Origin of the sequence: Stutzerimonas zhaodongensis, from assembly GCF_003696365.1 — a bacterium.
Classification (GTDB): Bacteria; Pseudomonadota; Gammaproteobacteria; order Pseudomonadales; family Pseudomonadaceae; genus Stutzerimonas; species Stutzerimonas zhaodongensis.
Genome location: NZ_RFFM01000001.1, coordinates 840,351 through 855,470, shown reverse-complemented (window position 1 = coordinate 855,470; position 15,120 = coordinate 840,351). Strand labels below are relative to the sequence as shown.

General features: G+C 62.6%; 11 protein-coding genes. 8 read left to right on the top strand and 3 right to left on the bottom strand.

What is annotated here, in order from left to right:
* Window positions 1-47 precede the first annotated feature (47 nt).
* Window positions 48-1,061: a zinc-binding alcohol dehydrogenase family protein gene (locus EA797_RS03805; RefSeq protein ID WP_122163841.1), complete on the top strand. Its 1,014-nt coding sequence runs from the start codon at window positions 48-50 to the stop codon at window positions 1,059-1,061.
* A 21-nt stretch (window positions 1,062-1,082) separates the two neighbouring features.
* On the opposite strand, the gene EA797_RS03800 is transcribed toward EA797_RS03805, so the two are convergent.
* Window positions 1,083-2,279 (bottom strand): multidrug effflux MFS transporter, encoded by a 1,197-nt coding sequence (locus tag EA797_RS03800; protein WP_122163840.1) that lies wholly within the window; start codon window positions 2,277-2,279, stop codon window positions 1,083-1,085.
* A 205-nt stretch (window positions 2,280-2,484) separates the two neighbouring features.
* Here EA797_RS03800 and EA797_RS03795 point away from each other — a divergent pair, with 205 nt between their 5' ends.
* Window positions 2,485-3,114 carry a TetR family transcriptional regulator gene (locus tag EA797_RS03795; protein ID WP_122163839.1) on the top strand — a complete coding sequence of 210 codons (630 nt, stop codon included), beginning with the start codon at window positions 2,485-2,487 and terminating at the stop codon, window positions 3,112-3,114.
* Between the two features lie 32 nt (window positions 3,115-3,146).
* Here the strand turns inward: EA797_RS03795 and EA797_RS03790 are convergent, their stop codons facing one another.
* Window positions 3,147-3,338: a heavy-metal-associated domain-containing protein gene (locus EA797_RS03790; protein WP_122163838.1), complete on the bottom strand. Its 192-nt coding sequence runs from the start codon at window positions 3,336-3,338 to the stop codon at window positions 3,147-3,149.
* A gap of 157 nt (window positions 3,339-3,495) precedes the next feature.
* On the opposite strand from EA797_RS03790, the gene EA797_RS03785 reads away from it, so the two are divergent.
* The 3 genes from EA797_RS03785 (at window position 3,496) to EA797_RS03775 (ending at window position 8,547) form a co-directional block, all read left to right on the top strand.
* Entirely contained in the window at window positions 3,496-5,877 is a 2,382-nt protein-coding gene (locus tag EA797_RS03785) for a heavy metal translocating P-type ATPase (protein WP_122163837.1), read from the top strand.
* A gap of 44 nt (window positions 5,878-5,921) precedes the next feature.
* Entirely contained in the window at window positions 5,922-6,329 is a 408-nt protein-coding gene (cueR, locus tag EA797_RS03780) for a Cu(I)-responsive transcriptional regulator (RefSeq protein ID WP_122163836.1), read from the top strand.
* Between the two features lie 295 nt (window positions 6,330-6,624).
* On the top strand, window positions 6,625-8,547 hold the full coding sequence (locus EA797_RS03775; protein WP_122163835.1) for a methyl-accepting chemotaxis protein: 1,923 nt from the start codon (window positions 6,625-6,627) through the stop codon (window positions 8,545-8,547).
* 60 nt (window positions 8,548-8,607) lie between these two features.
* Here EA797_RS03775 and bfr read toward each other — a convergent pair whose 3' ends face one another.
* Window positions 8,608-9,075, bottom strand: coding sequence for a bacterioferritin (bfr, locus tag EA797_RS03770; protein ID WP_122163834.1), 468 nt, complete (start codon window positions 9,073-9,075; stop codon window positions 8,608-8,610).
* Between the two features lie 234 nt (window positions 9,076-9,309).
* Between bfr and EA797_RS03765 the strand changes: the two genes are divergently transcribed.
* Genes EA797_RS03765 through EA797_RS03755 form a run of 3 tightly spaced genes read left to right on the top strand, consistent with a single transcriptional unit; the run spans window position 9,310 to window position 14,940 of the window.
* A complete protein-coding gene (locus EA797_RS03765; RefSeq protein WP_244214077.1) occupies window positions 9,310-10,380 on the top strand; it encodes an efflux RND transporter periplasmic adaptor subunit in 1,071 nt (356 codons plus the stop codon).
* Between the two features lie 4 nt (window positions 10,381-10,384).
* Window positions 10,385-13,441 (top strand): efflux RND transporter permease subunit, encoded by a 3,057-nt coding sequence (locus EA797_RS03760; RefSeq protein WP_122163832.1) that lies wholly within the window; start codon window positions 10,385-10,387, stop codon window positions 13,439-13,441.
* Entirely contained in the window at window positions 13,441-14,940 is a 1,500-nt protein-coding gene (locus EA797_RS03755) for an efflux transporter outer membrane subunit (RefSeq protein WP_122163831.1), read from the top strand. The genes EA797_RS03760 and EA797_RS03755 overlap by 1 nt, the downstream gene beginning before the upstream one ends.
* Window positions 14,941-15,120: the final 180 nt, after the last annotated feature.

Sequence of the window (15,120 nt, the reverse complement as noted above, 5' to 3'; positions counted from 1 at the left end):
AAGCCGAACATGGCGGCACTCAACATTCATCCATGACGGAGACCATCATGAAAGCCATCGGCTACCAGCAATCCCTGCCTGTCGACGACCCGCGCTCGTTGCTCGATATCGAACTCCCCGATCCCACACCGGGCCCACGCGATCTGCTGGTAGAGGTGCGTGCCATTTCAGTCAATCCGGTGGATACCAAGATCCGCATGCGTGTCCAGCCCGAAGACGGCCAGCATCAGGTGCTTGGATGGGACGTAGCGGGCGTGGTACGTGCAGTGGGCAGTGAGGTCACGCTGTTCAAGGCAGGCGACGAAGTGTTCTACGCTGGCGCGCTGGACCGACCAGGCGCCAACAGCCAGCTGCATCTGGTCGATGAGCGCATCGTCGGGCGCAAGCCCGCATCGCTCGACTTCGCTGCAGCCGCGGCGCTTCCTCTGACCTCGATCACTGCTTGGGAGCTGCTGTTCGAGCGCCTGCAGATCAGCGAAGGACAGAAAGACCAAGGCCAGCGCTTGCTGATCATCGGTGCAGCGGGCGGCGTTGGCTCGATCCTCACTCAACTGGCGCGTCAGCTCACAGCGTTGCAGGTCATCGGCTCTGCCTCACGCAGCGAAACTCAGGATTGGGTCCGTGAGCTGGGCGCCCACGAGGTGATCGATCACAGCCAGCCGCTGGCCCAAGCGCTGAAGGACCATGGCATCGACGATGTCACCCATGTCGCGAGCCTGACCCACACCGACCTGCACCTACCCCAGATTGTAGAAGCGTTGCGGCCCCAGGGGCGCATGGCATTGATCGACGATCCAGCGAGCCTCGACATCAGCCTGCTCAAGCGCAAGAGCCTCTCTCTGCACTGGGAACTGATGTACACCCGCTCGCTGTATCAGACGCCAGACATGATCGAACAGCACCGGCTGCTCAACAGAGTCGCCGAACTGATCGACAGCGGCGTGCTCAAGACCACCCTGGGCGAGCATTACGGAACCATCAGCGCCGAAAATCTGCGCCGCGCTCATGCCTTCATCGAGAGCGGCAAGGCAAAGGGCAAGATCGTTCTCGAAGGGTTCTGAATCAGGGCAAACGCCGCCTCATCACGAGGCGGCTCCTTCGCTGCGCTGTGCGAGCGCAATCTGACCGGTGTACCAGGCCAGGCATCCGGCCAACAGCGCGCACACGCAGATCACCAATGCCATGGGCACCGCCGTTCCATTGTGCAACCAACCAACCGCAGCCGATGCCACGGCCGCCACGCAGAATTGCAAGCTGCCCATTAGCGCCGACGCCAACCCGGCTTGCTTGCCCTGTTGCGCCATGGCACAAGCGGTAGCGTTCGGCAGAATGCTGCCAAGGCTGGCAAGCCCCGCAAACAGCGGAATCAGCAACGGCCAGAGCGCATCCGGCTTGCTAAGCGCGACCAGCAGCAAGGCCGCTCCACAGGCGAAATAGAACCAGACGAAGCGTCGCAACCAGAAGCCCGGCCCACGCCGTCGCAGCAGCCGCGCATTGATCTGCGAGACGATGATGAAACCTGCCGCATTGCTGCCGAACAGCCAGCCGTAGTGCTCGGCCGGCACGCCGTACAACTCGATGAAGACAAAAGGCGAGCCGGCGATATAACCGAACATGCCCGCCATAGCCACGCCACCAGCAAGGGCAAACGCAACGAACTCCCGATCACCGAACAGGGCGATGTAACGTTTGACCGTGCCGCTCAACGGGTGCTTGGGCGCATCGGCAGCAAGGGTTTCCGGCAACCGTAGTGCAACCGCAATTCCGCAGAGCGCACTGAAGGCCGTCAGCGAAACGAAGATCGATTGCCAGCCAAACGCGTTAAGCAACAGCCCGCCTCCCAGCGGCGCCAGAATCGGCGCCAGCCCCATCACCAGCATCAGCTGGGAAAATACCTTGGCCCCTTGCACCGGATCGCAGCTGTCTCGTACCACAGCACGCGTGATCACCATGCCGGCGCAACCGCCCAACGCCTGGATGAAGCGTGCCGCAATCAACCAGTCCAGCGATGGTGCAAAAGCGCACGCCAGCGAAGCCAGGGTGAATAACGTGACGCCAGCCAACAGCGGCCAGCGACGGCCGTAGCGATCGGCCAGCGGCCCATAGAAGAGCTGGCCCAGGGCCAGACCCACGAAGTAGGCGGCCAGCGATAGCTGAACATGCTCGACGTCTGTGGCAAAAGCGCGCGCCATCGAGGGAAAGGCTGGCAGGTAGAAATCGATGGCCAACGGGCCGAACGCGCTAAGCGCGCCCAGGATGAGCAAAATCGGAAGAGGCATTGGAAAAACTCGCGGAGCAAAAAAGGCTGAAGATCGACTCGCAATAGAGGCGCGGCCGAGATCGAACGTTTACAGAGAAGCTGAGATGCTGTTACATACACAGACGATTGTAAACACTCGAAGTTGCAGATGTTGAAGGACGAACTCCGCATCGCCCGCCCAATAAGGGCCTTCCAATGCAGCGTCAGGCTGCCGTAGCTCATCCATGCGAAGAACTAAAGAAGACGCCGAAAAGACCCGCATCGCCCTGCTCGCCTCGGCTGAACGATTGTTTCTCGACAAAGGCGTAGCGCACACCAGCCTCGACCAGATCGCTCGCGATGCCGGCGTTACGCGCGGCGCGGTGTACTGGCACTTCCAGAACAAGGCGCACCTGTTTCACGAGATGCTCAATCAGGTTCGGCTGCCTCCCGAGCAGATGACCGAACGGCTGACCAGCTGCACCCAGCAGCAACCCATGCGCACGCTTTACGACCTCTGCATCGAGGGCATCAGCGCGCTCGGGCGCGACGAGCAGAAGCGCCGGGTCATGACCATTCTGCTGCACCGTTGCGAGTTCACCGACGAACTGCGCGAGGCTGAGGAGCGTCACCACGCCTTCATCAACTTGTTCATCGAGCTCTGTGAAAAGCTGCTGGAAAGTGCATCAGGCAGTCTGCAGCCGGGCGTCACCCCGCGGCTGGCTGCGCTCAGCCTGCACGCGCTGATCGTTGGGCTGTTCAGCGACTGGACCCGGGACTCCACGCTGTTCGATCCGGAAAAGGACTGCGCAGCACTCATCGACCCCATGTTCCGCGGTCTGGTCAAAGACTGGGACAGCACCGCCAAGCACTGAATCGGCCGCGGCAGCACCGCTGCCGCTACGACTTACCGAACCTGATAGCCCTCCTCCTCGATTGCCTCGCGAATCGTCGTGTCATCGAGCCGGCCATCCACGCGCACCACGCCCGCACCCAGATCCACTTCGACCCTGGCGTCCGCGTCGCGGACCTGGATTGCATTGATCACGGCGCGCTCACAATGGGCGCAGGTCATGCCTTCAACATTGAACGTCTGCATGGGTCACTCCTGATGGGCTGATAGCACTGTTCTGATGTTCGACCTTGCCACGGTGTTAAGGTCAATGGACTTGCCGCGGCCAGCTGTCGCTCTGCTTGACCTTGCCATCGGGTCAAGGTTGAGCATTATCAAATCCAGGCTGCAACCGGAGCGAACCATGACCAGCGCCACCTATACACTGCCCATATCCGGCATGACCTGCGCCAGCTGCGCCGGCCGGGTCGAGAGAGCCCTGTTGAAGGTGCCTGGCGTCGACAGTGCCGCGGTCAATTTCGCAGCTGAGCAGGTGCGGGTGCAAGCCAACGGAGCCGATCTTGCGGGCCTGGTGCAGGCAGTAGAGAAAGCGGGCTACGGGGTTCCGGTGCAGAGCCTTGAACTGGCGATCGAGGGGATGACCTGCGCCAGCTGCGTCGGCCGTGTCGAGCGCGCGCTGCTCAAGGTGCCCGGCGTACGCAGCGCATCGGTAAATCTTGCAAACGAGCGGGCGCGTATCGAGGTGTTGGGCTCGCTCGATCCAGCCGTGCTGATCCAGGCCGTCGAAGCGGCGGGTTACAAGGCTCAGGGCGAGAGGGACAACCAGCCCGCTGCCGAAAAAGCCGAAACCCGGCTACGTTGGGAACGCTGGGCGGTCATCGCCGCATTGCTACTGGCGGCACCGCTGGTGTTGCCGATGGTCGGCGACCTGTTCGGACAACACTGGATGCTCCCTGCGTGGGCGCAGTTTCTACTGGCCACACCCGTGCAGTTCATCCTCGGTGCGCGTTTCTATGTAGCCGGCTGGAAAGCAGTGCGCGCCGGCGCCGGCAACATGGATCTGCTCGTCGCGATCGGCACCAGTGCCGGCTACGGCTTGAGCCTTTACCAATGGTGGGCTGCGCCGGCGGGACAAATGCCGCACCTTTACTTCGAGGCTTCAGCCGTCGTCATCGCTCTGGTGCTGCTGGGCAAGTACCTCGAAAGCCGCGCCAAGCGCCAGACCAGCGCCGCGATCCGCGCCCTCGAGGCACTACGCCCCGACCGTGCCGTGCGGGTCGTTGATGGGCGTGAGGAGGACGTAGCAATCGCCGCCCTGGGCCTGGACGACCTGATACTGGTAAAGCCCGGCGAACGCTTCCCGGTCGACGGAGAGGTGGTCGAGGGCGAAAGCCAGGCGGACGAAGCGCTGATCAGCGGCGAAAGTCTTCCAGTGAGCAAAGTGCCGGGTGATCGCATAACGGGCGGGGCCATCAACGGCGAAGGCCGGCTGCTTGTGCGCACCACCGCTTTAGGTGCCGAGACGGTGCTGGCACGCATCATCCGTCTGGTCGAAGACGCTCAGGCCGCCAAGGCCCCTATTCAGAAGCTGGTGGACAAGGTCAGCCAGGTGTTCGTCCCGGCGGTGCTGGTCATTGCCCTGCTGACACTCGCCGGCTGGTTGCTCGCGGGCGCATCGGCTGAAATCGCCTTGCTCAATGCCGTATCGGTCCTGGTCATCGCTTGTCCTTGCGCCCTTGGCCTGGCAACACCTGCCGCGATCATGGCAGGCACGGGCGTCGCTGCACGGCACGGCATCCTGATCAAGGATGCCGAAGCGCTGGAGGTCGCCCACGCCGTGACCGCGGTTGCCTTCGACAAGACCGGCACGTTGACGTCCGGCAAGCCGCGCATCGTGCATCTGCACGCCGTCGACGGCGATGAATCTGCGCTGTTGCGCGAAGCCGGGGCACTGCAGCGCGGTAGTGAGCATCCGCTGGCTCGTGCGGTGCTCGACCGCTGCGAAGAAGCAGGGCTCGCCGTGGGCGAGGTTGAGCGCAGCCAGTCACTTACCGGTCGCGGCATTGCGGGTGATCTCAACGGCCGTTCGCTGGCGCTGGGCAATCGTCGGCTGCTCGATGACAGCGGTTTGCAGCCGGGTGAACTGGCCAGTCAGGCGCAAGCGTGGGAAGCCGAAGGGCGCACCCTGTCATGGCTGATCGAGACCGCACCGCAGCCGCGAGTGCTCGGCCTGTTCGCTTTCGGCGACAGCCTCAAAGAAGGTGCTGCTGAGGCGGTAGCGGCTTTGAATGCGCGGCACATCCGTAGCCACCTGATAACCGGGGACAACCGAGGCAGCGCCCGAGTGGTAGCCGAAGCGCTGCAGATCGACAGCGTGCACGCGGAGGTCCTGCCGGCAGACAAGGCGGCAACCGTCGCGCAGTTGAAAAAAGACGGCGCAGTGGTTGCCATGGTCGGCGACGGCATCAACGACGCGCCGGCACTGGCCGCAGCCGATGTCGGTATCGCCATGGGTGGCGGCACGGACGTCGCCATGCATGCTGCTGGCATTACGCTGATGCGGGGCGATCCACAACTAGTCCCCGCTGCGCTCGATATCAGTCGCCGCACCTATCGCAAGATCCAGCAAAACCTGTTCTGGGCTTTCATTTACAACCTGGTGGGCATTCCGCTGGCAGCCTTTGGCTTTCTCAGCCCGGTGGTCGCCGGCGCGGCGATGGCGCTGTCCAGCGTCAGCGTGGTCAGCAACGCGCTGTTGCTCAAACGCTGGAAGCCGGAGGAGTAAGCGCAGCGACCAACCCACAACCCTCAAGATCGTTGGTACTCAGTATGAACATTGGGCAAGCAGCAAGGAAAAGCGGATTGTCGGCAAAGATGATTCGCTACTACGAATCGATTGACCTGATCTCACCGGCCGGACGCAGCGCCAACGGCTACCGCCACTACGGCGAAGAGGATTTGCACCGCCTTGCCTTCATCAAGCGGTCGCGGGACATGGGGTTTTCGCTCGAAGAGGTCAGCAAACTGCTCACCCTCTGGCAGGACCGCCAACGCGCAAGTGCCGACGTAAAAGCGCTGGCCGGCGCGCACATAGACGCGCTGAACCGGAAAATCGAAGAGCTGGTAGGCCTGCGCGACACCCTGCAGGAACTGGTCAACAGCTGTCAGGGCAACGACCGGCCGGATTGCCCGATCCTCAAGGACTTGGAGTCCGGCTGCACGCTCAAATCCCATTGAGCCCGCTGCGGTAGTCACCGCTGGCCTGGCGCGCTTGCACCCCGGTGGCTACGTGCCCGCCCACTCATTCGCCCATGGCGAGCAATGGCAGCTGTTGCAGGAGGTCGTGACAGGCTCGATGTGACTTCCCACCAAAGCGCCAGCGTCGCAGAAGCCTCGACAACCATTTGTCGAATTTATGGCGCCATATTAGCGACACACTAAAGTCCGTGTTTTCCATGCCGAGAACCGGGGCGCACCTTTGCTGCTGACATGACGTCGCGGCCTTCTGATCGTCCTTTGAATTGGTATCCGAATGAATAAGTGGTTTGGCAACGTTGGCGTCAGCCGCAAGCTCGCGATGGGCTTTGGCGCCGTTCTGGTTCTCACAGTGATCCTTGCCTGGAGTGGCTGGGGCAGCTTGGGAGGCGTGATCCAACGCAGCGGCTGGATGACCGAGATATCGCACCTCAACAATACGCTCACCGGGCTGCGCATTGCGCGTCTGCAGTTCATGCTGGCCAACGGCGACACGGAGTCCACCGAGCGGCTGGACAAGAACCTCGATATCTACCTGGCCCAACAGACCAAGCTGCTCAACGCATTCAAAAACCCCGTGAACGTCGCGATGCTCAAGGAACAGGCCGGCTACAACGAGCAGTATCAGCGCTCGCTCGGCGATATGCGCCAAGCCTATGCGCAGGCAAACGGAGCACAGCAGACCATCGACAGAGACGCTGTCCGGCTGAGCGCGCTCACTGACGCTATCAATGCGCGAGTCGTGCAGTTGCCCGAATACGACGAACAACGCTTCGATCAGCTGCTGGCCATCACCCAGGTCAGGGAAGAGATCAAGCAGGCGCAATATCTGCTGCGCATCTACCTGGCCTCGCCCACCGCTGAAAACATCAGCGCGGTCAATTCCCAGCTCGACGCCGCGCTGGCCACGATGGACAAGCACCAACGCGTGATTGACCAGCTCGGTGGCAATGCCGCCAGCGAGATTCGCGCCGTGTTGGGCGAGTACCGCACTGCGATAGCCACGTTGGCGAGCGCTACCCAGGCGATCGCCAAGGCACGTCAGGAGATGACCGACCAGCAGAAGGAAATCGTACGTATCAGCGACGCCCTGTACGAGTTTCAGCTCAATCGCCTGGACATCGAGAGCGGTGAGGCACGTAGCCGTCTGGTGATCAGCACGGCGCTGGCCTTGCTGCTCGGCGTTCTTGCGGCCTGGCTGATCACTCGCCAGATCATACTTCCCCTGCGCACCACACTGGCGGACGTGGAACGCATCGCCTCAGGCGACCTGACGGCCACTGCGGCCATCACCCGCCGCGACGAGCTGGGCGTCTTGCAGCAAGGCATTCAACAGATGGGTTCGACGCTGCGCGAGCTGATCGGCGGCATTCGCGACGGCGTCAGTCAGATCAGCAGTGCGGCCGAAGAGTTGTCGGCCGTAACCACGCAGACAAGTGCGGGGGTCAACAGCCAGAAGGAAGAGACCGATCAGGTGGCAACGGCCATGCATGAGATGTCGGCAACCGTTCAGGAAGTTGCCCGCAATGCCGAGCAAGCTGCGCAGGCCGCCACCGACGCTGACCATGAGGCACGCGAAGGTGACCGGGTAGTGGCAGAGGTTGTAACGCAGATCGAACGCATGGCCAGCGAAGTCATCCGCTCCTCGGAAGCGATGAATGCGCTGCAAAGCGATAGCGACAAGATCGGCAGCGTGATGGGCGTGATCCGTGCGGTGGCCGAGCAGACCAACCTGCTGGCGCTCAACGCCGCGATCGAAGCTGCCAGAGCTGGCGAAGCCGGACGCGGCTTTGCCGTAGTCGCCGACGAAGTGCGCGGTTTGGCCCAGCGCACGCAGAAGTCCACCGAAGAGATCGAGCAGCTGGTCACGGCGCTGCAGAGCGGCACCCAGCAGGTCTCTGCCATCATGCAGAACAGCCGTAACCTTACCGAGAGCAGTGTCGAGTTGACCCGCCGCGCAGGCACCTCACTGGCGCGCATCACCAGCACGGTGTCGAACATCCAGGCGATGAATCAGCAGATTGCCACTGCTGCCGAAGAGCAGAGCGCCGTAGCCGAAGAAATCAGCCGCAGCGTAGTCAATGTACGTGACGTGTCTGAGCAGACGGCGGCAGCCAGTGAGGAAACGGCGGCGTCGAGCGTGGAGCTTGCGCGCCTTGGCAGCCAGCTGCAGACGATGGTCAGTCGCTTCCGCATCTGACCTAACCAGAAACGACGAAGCCAGGCATCGCGCCTGGCTTCGTGCTGTCCGCCTAGTGAATCAGCTCGCCTGCGTCTGCAGGTAATTCTGCAAGCCGATGCGGTCGATCATGCCCAACTGCTGCTCGAGCCAGTAGGCGTGATCTTCTTCGGTATCCATCAGCTGCAACGCGAGAATGTCGCGAGTCTGGTAGTCGTTGTGCTGTTCGGCCAGAGTAATGCCCTTGGCCAGCGCTTCGCGCACCTTGTACTCCAGCGCCAGGTCGCTGCGCAGCATCTCGGGTACCGTATGGCCCGGATGCATCGGCTCTGGCGTCATGTCCGGAGTGCCTTCGAGGAACAGGATTCGCTTGAGCAGCGCATCGGCGTGCTGGGTTTCCTCTTCCATCTCGTGGTTGATCCGCTCGTAAAGCTTGGTGAAGCCCCAATCCGCGTACATGCGCGAGTGCAGGAAATACTGATCGCGCGCCGCCAGCTCCCCACGCAGCAGTTCTTTTAGATATTCGATGACTTGTGGCTGACCTTGCATTGCGACTTTCTCCTGCACTGACTTTTGAACGCCGGGCAATGATACGCCCAATCGGCGACAGATAGACCGTGCCCCCAATGCAGCAGGCAAAACCAGCTGACCGGCGGGTCACTTGAGAATTGGTCGAACTCCCGGGCCAGAGCGGGGCTCTACTGAATCTGTCGTAGCGCTTGGACGCTGCAAAGCCTTGCTCGTTCTAACCACTCAGGAGTACGGATGTCTCCGCTACAGCGAATGCCTCGAGCCCCTATTCATCACGTCTGCATAAGCGCATCACTTGGCCTGTTGCTCGTCCTGTCCGGCTGTGCCGGCGAGGATGAACCGGCCGAACTGCCGCCCCGCGTAGCCTTCGTCGAGCCACTGCAGCGCATCAACCAAAAGCCCGAGGCGCTGCGGTTTTCCGGCGTGGTCGAAAGTGTGACCACCACGCAGCTGGCCTTTCAGGTGCCAGGGCGGGTCGAACGCATTCTCGTCGACGAAGGCTCGCCGGTGAAGAAAGGGCAGGCGGTGGCCAAGCTCGACCGCACCGACTACGAACTGCAAAAGCGTGAGGCTGACGCGCGGTTGCGCCAACTGGAAGCGGATCTGACCCGCAAGCGCGCTTTGCTGGCCGAGGGCATCCTCGCACCGGCGGCCATCGAACCGCTGCAAGCCAACGTAGTGGCGGCGCGCGTAGCCCGTGACAGCGCCCTGCGCAATATCAAGCACAGCACACTGGAGGCACCGTTCGATGGCGTCGTCGCACGGCGGCTGGTCGAACCGGACATGGTGGTCGCCACGGGGTCGCCCATCATCGAATTGCAGAACAACCAGCACATCGAGGTTACGGTCGACTTGCCCGAAACCGCGGCGTTGAGCATTCCACTTAACGACACCTTGCAGGCCAGAGGCGAGTTGATCATCGGCGACCTCGAGCTGCCGTTGACCTACAAGGAGCACAGTACCCAGCCGCGCGAGGGCTCGCGCACCTACCGTCTGACCCTGCGCGGCGAACAGCCGACTGATTACAACCTGCTGCCGGGCATGGCCATGCGCGTGCATCTGCAACGCCCAGCCATCCCCCAGGACGATACGCAGCCGCGCTTTCGCCTGCCGCTCAATGCCGTGCAGACAGCACCCAATGGCAGCCATTACCTATGGCTTGCAGTGGACGACCACGCCCAGCGCCAGGACCTGAAGCTCGAGCGCATCGAAGACGATCACGCGGTGGTCAGTGGCGAGCTGAACGATGACATGCTCGTGGTGGTAGCAGGCGGCAGCAAGCTTTCGCAAGACCAGCCGATCAAAGCCGAACGGCGGAAGTAAGCCGATGGACTTAGCTCGTTACGCCATCGGCAAGCCGGTCAACATCTGGGTTCTGGTCCTCATCTGCCTGATCGGAGGCGTGCTCGCGTACTTCGAGATGGGCCGCCTGGAAGACCCCGAATTCACTATCAAAGAAGCCATCGTCACGGTGCAATATCCCGGCGCGACTGCGCTTGAGGTCGAGCAGGAGGTCACCGAGCCGCTGGAAAGCGCGATTCAGGAGCTTTCCGAGGTCAAGGAGATCCGATCTCGTTCGATGGTCGGCCTGGCTGAAATACGTGTCGAGATTCAGGATCGCTATTCCGGCGAGCAGCTCGATCAGATCTGGGATCAGCTGCGCAACAAGATTGGCGATGCCCAGCAGAAGCTGCCACCAGGCCTCGATCCGCCCCTGGTGAACGATGACTTCGGCGACGTCTACGGGATTTTCTTCGCGCTCACGGGTGATGGCCTGACGCTCAAGGAGCTGCATGAGGTCGCCAAGGATCTGCGTCGCGGCCTGATCACCGCCGAGGGCGTGGGCCAGGTGGAAATTGCCGGTGTGCGTGAAGAGCGAATTCTTGTCGAGGTCGATCAGGCGCGTCTTGCAGCGCTGCGTCTGTCGCCTCAGGAGCTGGTCGCCGCGCTGGCCGATGCCGATGCCGCGGTCGAATCTGGTGGCGTACGCGCTGGCGAGTTCTTCGTGCATATCCGCCCGACCGGCGCTTTCGATTCGCTCGACGCCCTGCGCGCCTTGCCGGTGGGCCAGGGGCAGCAAAGCGTCGATCTGGGTTCCATTGCGACCATCAAGCGCGACTATGCGGAGCGGCCGCGCCAGATCATCAGACATAACGGCGAGCCGGCATTGACCCTTGGCATCAGCGGTATCTCCGGCAGCAACATCGTCGAAGTGGGCCGCAGCGTCGAGGCGAAGCTGGAATCCATGCAGCACCTGATGCCGCTCGGTGCCGAGCTGCACCCGCTCTACCAGCAGCACAGCATCGTCAACGAATCGGTCAACAGCTTCGCGCTCAACGTTTTTCTTTCGGTCGCCATCGTCGTGGGCGTGCTGTGCCTGGCAATGGGCGTGCGCGCCGGGGTGATCATCGGCGCGGTGCTGTTCCTCACCGTACTTGGCACGCTGCTGGTGATGTGGCTGGCGGGAATCGAGCTGGAGCGTATTTCACTCGGCGCCTTGATCATTGCCATGGGCATGCTGGTGGACAACGCCGTGGTGGTCTGTGACGGCATGCTGATCGAGAAGCAACGTGGCAAAAGCATCCTCGAAGCCTCGCGCAAGACGCTGCAGCAGACGCAATGGTCGCTGCTGGGCGCAACCATCATCGGCATTCTCGCCTTCGCCGGGATCGGTCTGTCTCAGGACACCACCGGCGAGTTCCTGTTTTCGCTGTTCTTCGTCATCGCCACCTCGCTGCTGCTCAGCTGGTTGCTGGCGCTGCTGGTGGTGCCGCTATTCGGCTATTACCTGCTGGAGCGTAAGGGCGATCGACAAGAAGACGACGAGTCCGACGCAGACGAGGCTTACAGCGGCCCGATCTACAACCGTTACCGCCGCATCGCCGGCTCGGTACTTGCGCATCCCTGGCTGACGCTGGGCATTCTGGTGGTCCTCACAGTGCTCAGCGTGTTGGGCTTCAGCCGAGTGCCGCAGAGCTTCTTCCCGCCTTCGAGCACACCGATCTTCTATGTGAACCTGTTCCTGCCGCAGGGCACGCACATCCGCGAAACCAGCCGCACCGCCGAGGATGTCGAGGGTTACCTGAAAAAGCTGGAAGGCGTGAAGGATGTGTCCACTTTCGTCGGCTCAGGTGCATCGCGCTTCATGCTTACCTATGCGCCGGAGCAGCCCAACCCTGCACTGATGCACTTTCTGGTACGCACCGAGGAGCCCGACGTGATCGCCGGCCTGGTGCACGAGGTCAACCAGACCTTGCCGGGCCGCTACCCCTCCGCCGACGTGGCCGCAGCGCAGTTCATGTTTGGCCCGAATGCCGAGGCCAAGCTCGAAGCTCGCATCAGTGGCCCGGATCCCGAAGAGTTACGCAGGCTGTCAGCCGAAGGTCAGCGAATCCTTCACGAGCAAGGCAACGTCTTCAACATCCGCGATGACTGGCGCGCGCCTGTTCCGGTACTGCGACCTCGGCTGGCGCTCGATCGCCTGGCAGATGCCGGCCTGACCCGCCAGCAGGTATCGCAAGCCCTGTCGGTGGCCAGCGAAGGCCAGCAGGTCAGCGTGTTCCGTGAGCGGGACGAGCTGATCCCGATTCTGCTGCGCGCAACGCCGGAGGATCGCGTCGAGCCCGGTGACCTGATGCAGCGATTGGTCTGGAGCCCGGCGAGCAGCCGCTACGTGCCCTTGGCCCAGGTCGCCGATGGAATCGAGGCGACTACCGAGGAATCGATGATCCGCCGCTACGGCCGTGAACGGACCATAGCCGTGCGCGCCGAGCCGCGCGACGGCGAGAACACCAATGTTGCCTTTGAGCGGATACGCCCCCTGATGGAGGGCATCGAACTGCCGACCGGCTATACGCTGGAATGGGGCGGTGATCATGAGCAGTCCTCCGACGCCCAGCAGGCGCTGGCCAGCACCCTGGCGGTGCCATACCTGGCGATGGTGCTGGTCACGGTGTTGCTGTTCGCCAAGGTCCGGCAGCCTTTGATGATCTGGCTGGTCGTACCGATGGCACTCTGCGGCGTCACCCTTGGGTTGCTGGTCACCGGGCAGCCGTTCGGCTTCATGGCCCTGCTCGGCCTGCTCAGCCTCACGGGCATGCTGATCAAGAACGCCGTGGTACTGGTGGATGAGATCGATCGGCAGATCGCCGATGAAGTACCGCGTCTGACCGCCATCGTCGAAGCATCTGCCTCGCGCCTGCGGCCGGTGATGATGGCAGCGGGTACCACGGTACTGGGCATGGTGCCGCTGCTGTTCGACCCCTTCTTTGCCAATATGGCCGTCACCATCATGGGCGGACTGGGCTTCGCCACCCTGCTCACCCTGCTGGCGGTGCCCTGCCTGTACCTGTTGTTCATGCGCGTCAAACCGGAGGAAACCTGATGCCGAGCCGACTGCCCCGCACGCCCCTGGCCTGGGCATTGGCGCTGATGCTCGGCGCCTGCTCCAGCGTCCCGGAGCGGCCAGCGCCCGACGTGCCGGAAGCCTGGTTTCATGCCGTTCGCCAGCAGCCGGCCGATGCCGAGGCGCTTGCCGACTGGTGGCAGCAGTTCGACGACCCGATGCTGACTCGCACAGTGCGCCAGGCACTGGAGAACAATCGAGACATACGCCTGGCCATGTTGCGGGTCGACTCAGCTCGATCGCAGTTGCGCCAAGCCCGCGCCGGGCTGTTCCCAACCTTCGATCTTCCAGGATCAGCCAGCCGCCAATGGATCGAGAACAATAACGAGCCAGACCCGAATAGCCCCGTCGGCCAGTTCGTCCCGGACGAGGATGTGATCACCTTCGACAACTGGGAACTGGCACTGCAGGCCAGCTGGGAACTGGATATCTTCGGCGCCACGCGGGCGCGCACCGACAGTGCCCGGCAGCAGATCCGCTCGGCACAGGCGCAGGCGATAGCGGCTCGTCTGGCGGTGGCTTCCAACGCAGCGCAGGGCTATATGCAACTGCGGGCCCTAGAGGGGCAGCGTGCATTGCTGGTAGAAGGCATAGAGCTGGCAGCCGATCTGGAGCGAATCGCCGGCAGACTGTTCGAAGCCGGCGAAGTCACTCGCCTGGACGTGGCGGCCAGCGCGGCCGAACGCTCATCACTGGAAGCGGATCTCGATGAGCTGGACATCAACCTGGCCGAAGCGCGGCTGGCGCTGGACACGCTGCTCGCCGAGCCGCCAGGCAGCACCGCGCGGCAGCTCGAGGCGTCGACCAAGGTGCCTCTGGCGGACAAGCCCATTCCCCCCGGGCAGCCACTGGACTTGCTGCGCAGACGTCCGGACCTGATCGCTGAAGCCGCTCAACTGCAGGCAGCACAGCTGCAATCGCTGGCCGCGCGCCGCGACCTCTTCCCGACCCTCGCGGTGCAAGCAGCCGTCGGCCGCTCAGGGCTGGCACTGGGCGATGCCTTCTCCACCGCCTCTAACTTCGCGCGTCTGGGTGCAACCTTTGGTCTGCCCTTCCTCGACTATCGGCGACGTGGTGCGGCCATAGATTTGGCTGATGTAGAGGGTGAAAGCGCGTACATCGGCTTTCAGCAAGCACTCGCTCAAGCGATGGAGGAAGTCGAGCGATCGCTGGTGCGCCTGGAGGGACAACAACGTCGCCTGCATTCACTGGGCAACACGTTGCGACATCGCGAGTACGCCTATGAGCTGGCGCAAAAGAGCTACCGTCTGGGCGAGGCGAATCTCAATGAAGTGCTCGATGCACAGCGTGGTTCGCTGCAGGCTCGCCAGCAAGCGCTTCAAGGCCGAACGGCGCTCGCCACAGCGCAGGTCGCGATGTTCGTGGCGTTGGGCGGTGGTTGGGAGATGGAGCCGGATGCGGTAACGGATACTGATGCAAATAACGCAGGTGAAACACCGGAGCATTCGGAGCAGTAGTTCTGGGCGCCACCTAGGAAAAGCGCCCTGAACTGGAGCGGCCTGCACACGCTTACGCCGGAGCCTGCCTACTATCGTGGACCAACACCGCCGAAGGGCCCTGTAGGAGCCAACTTGCTGGCGATCCGGACTTGTACAGAAAGCCAGCATCGCGCGGACTCCGAGCCATGATTGCGAGCG

Bases quoted from the DNA above. Each gene is read 5' to 3' on its own strand.
- EA797_RS03805 (WP_122163841.1), top strand. From the start codon at position 48: ATGAAAGCCATCGGCTACCAGCAATCCCTGCCTGTCGACGACCCGCGC.
- EA797_RS03760 (WP_122163832.1), top strand. From the start codon at position 10,385: ATGGACTTAGCTCGTTACGCCATCGGCAAGCCGGTCAACATCTGGGTT.
- EA797_RS03755 (WP_122163831.1), top strand. From the start codon at position 13,441: ATGCCGAGCCGACTGCCCCGCACGCCCCTGGCCTGGGCATTGGCGCTG.
- EA797_RS03795 (WP_122163839.1), top strand. From the start codon at position 2,485: ATGCGAAGAACTAAAGAAGACGCCGAAAAGACCCGCATCGCCCTGCTC.
- EA797_RS03775 (WP_122163835.1), top strand. From the start codon at position 6,625: ATGAATAAGTGGTTTGGCAACGTTGGCGTCAGCCGCAAGCTCGCGATG.
- EA797_RS03790 (WP_122163838.1), bottom strand. From the start codon at position 3,338: ATGCAGACGTTCAATGTTGAAGGCATGACCTGCGCCCATTGTGAGCGC.
- EA797_RS03785 (WP_122163837.1), top strand. From the start codon at position 3,496: ATGACCAGCGCCACCTATACACTGCCCATATCCGGCATGACCTGCGCC.
- bfr (WP_122163834.1), bottom strand. From the start codon at position 9,075: ATGCAAGGTCAGCCACAAGTCATCGAATATCTAAAAGAACTGCTGCGT.
- EA797_RS03800 (WP_122163840.1), bottom strand. From the start codon at position 2,279: ATGCCTCTTCCGATTTTGCTCATCCTGGGCGCGCTTAGCGCGTTCGGC.
- cueR (WP_122163836.1), top strand. From the start codon at position 5,922: ATGAACATTGGGCAAGCAGCAAGGAAAAGCGGATTGTCGGCAAAGATG.
- EA797_RS03765 (WP_244214077.1), top strand. From the start codon at position 9,310: ATGCCTCGAGCCCCTATTCATCACGTCTGCATAAGCGCATCACTTGGC.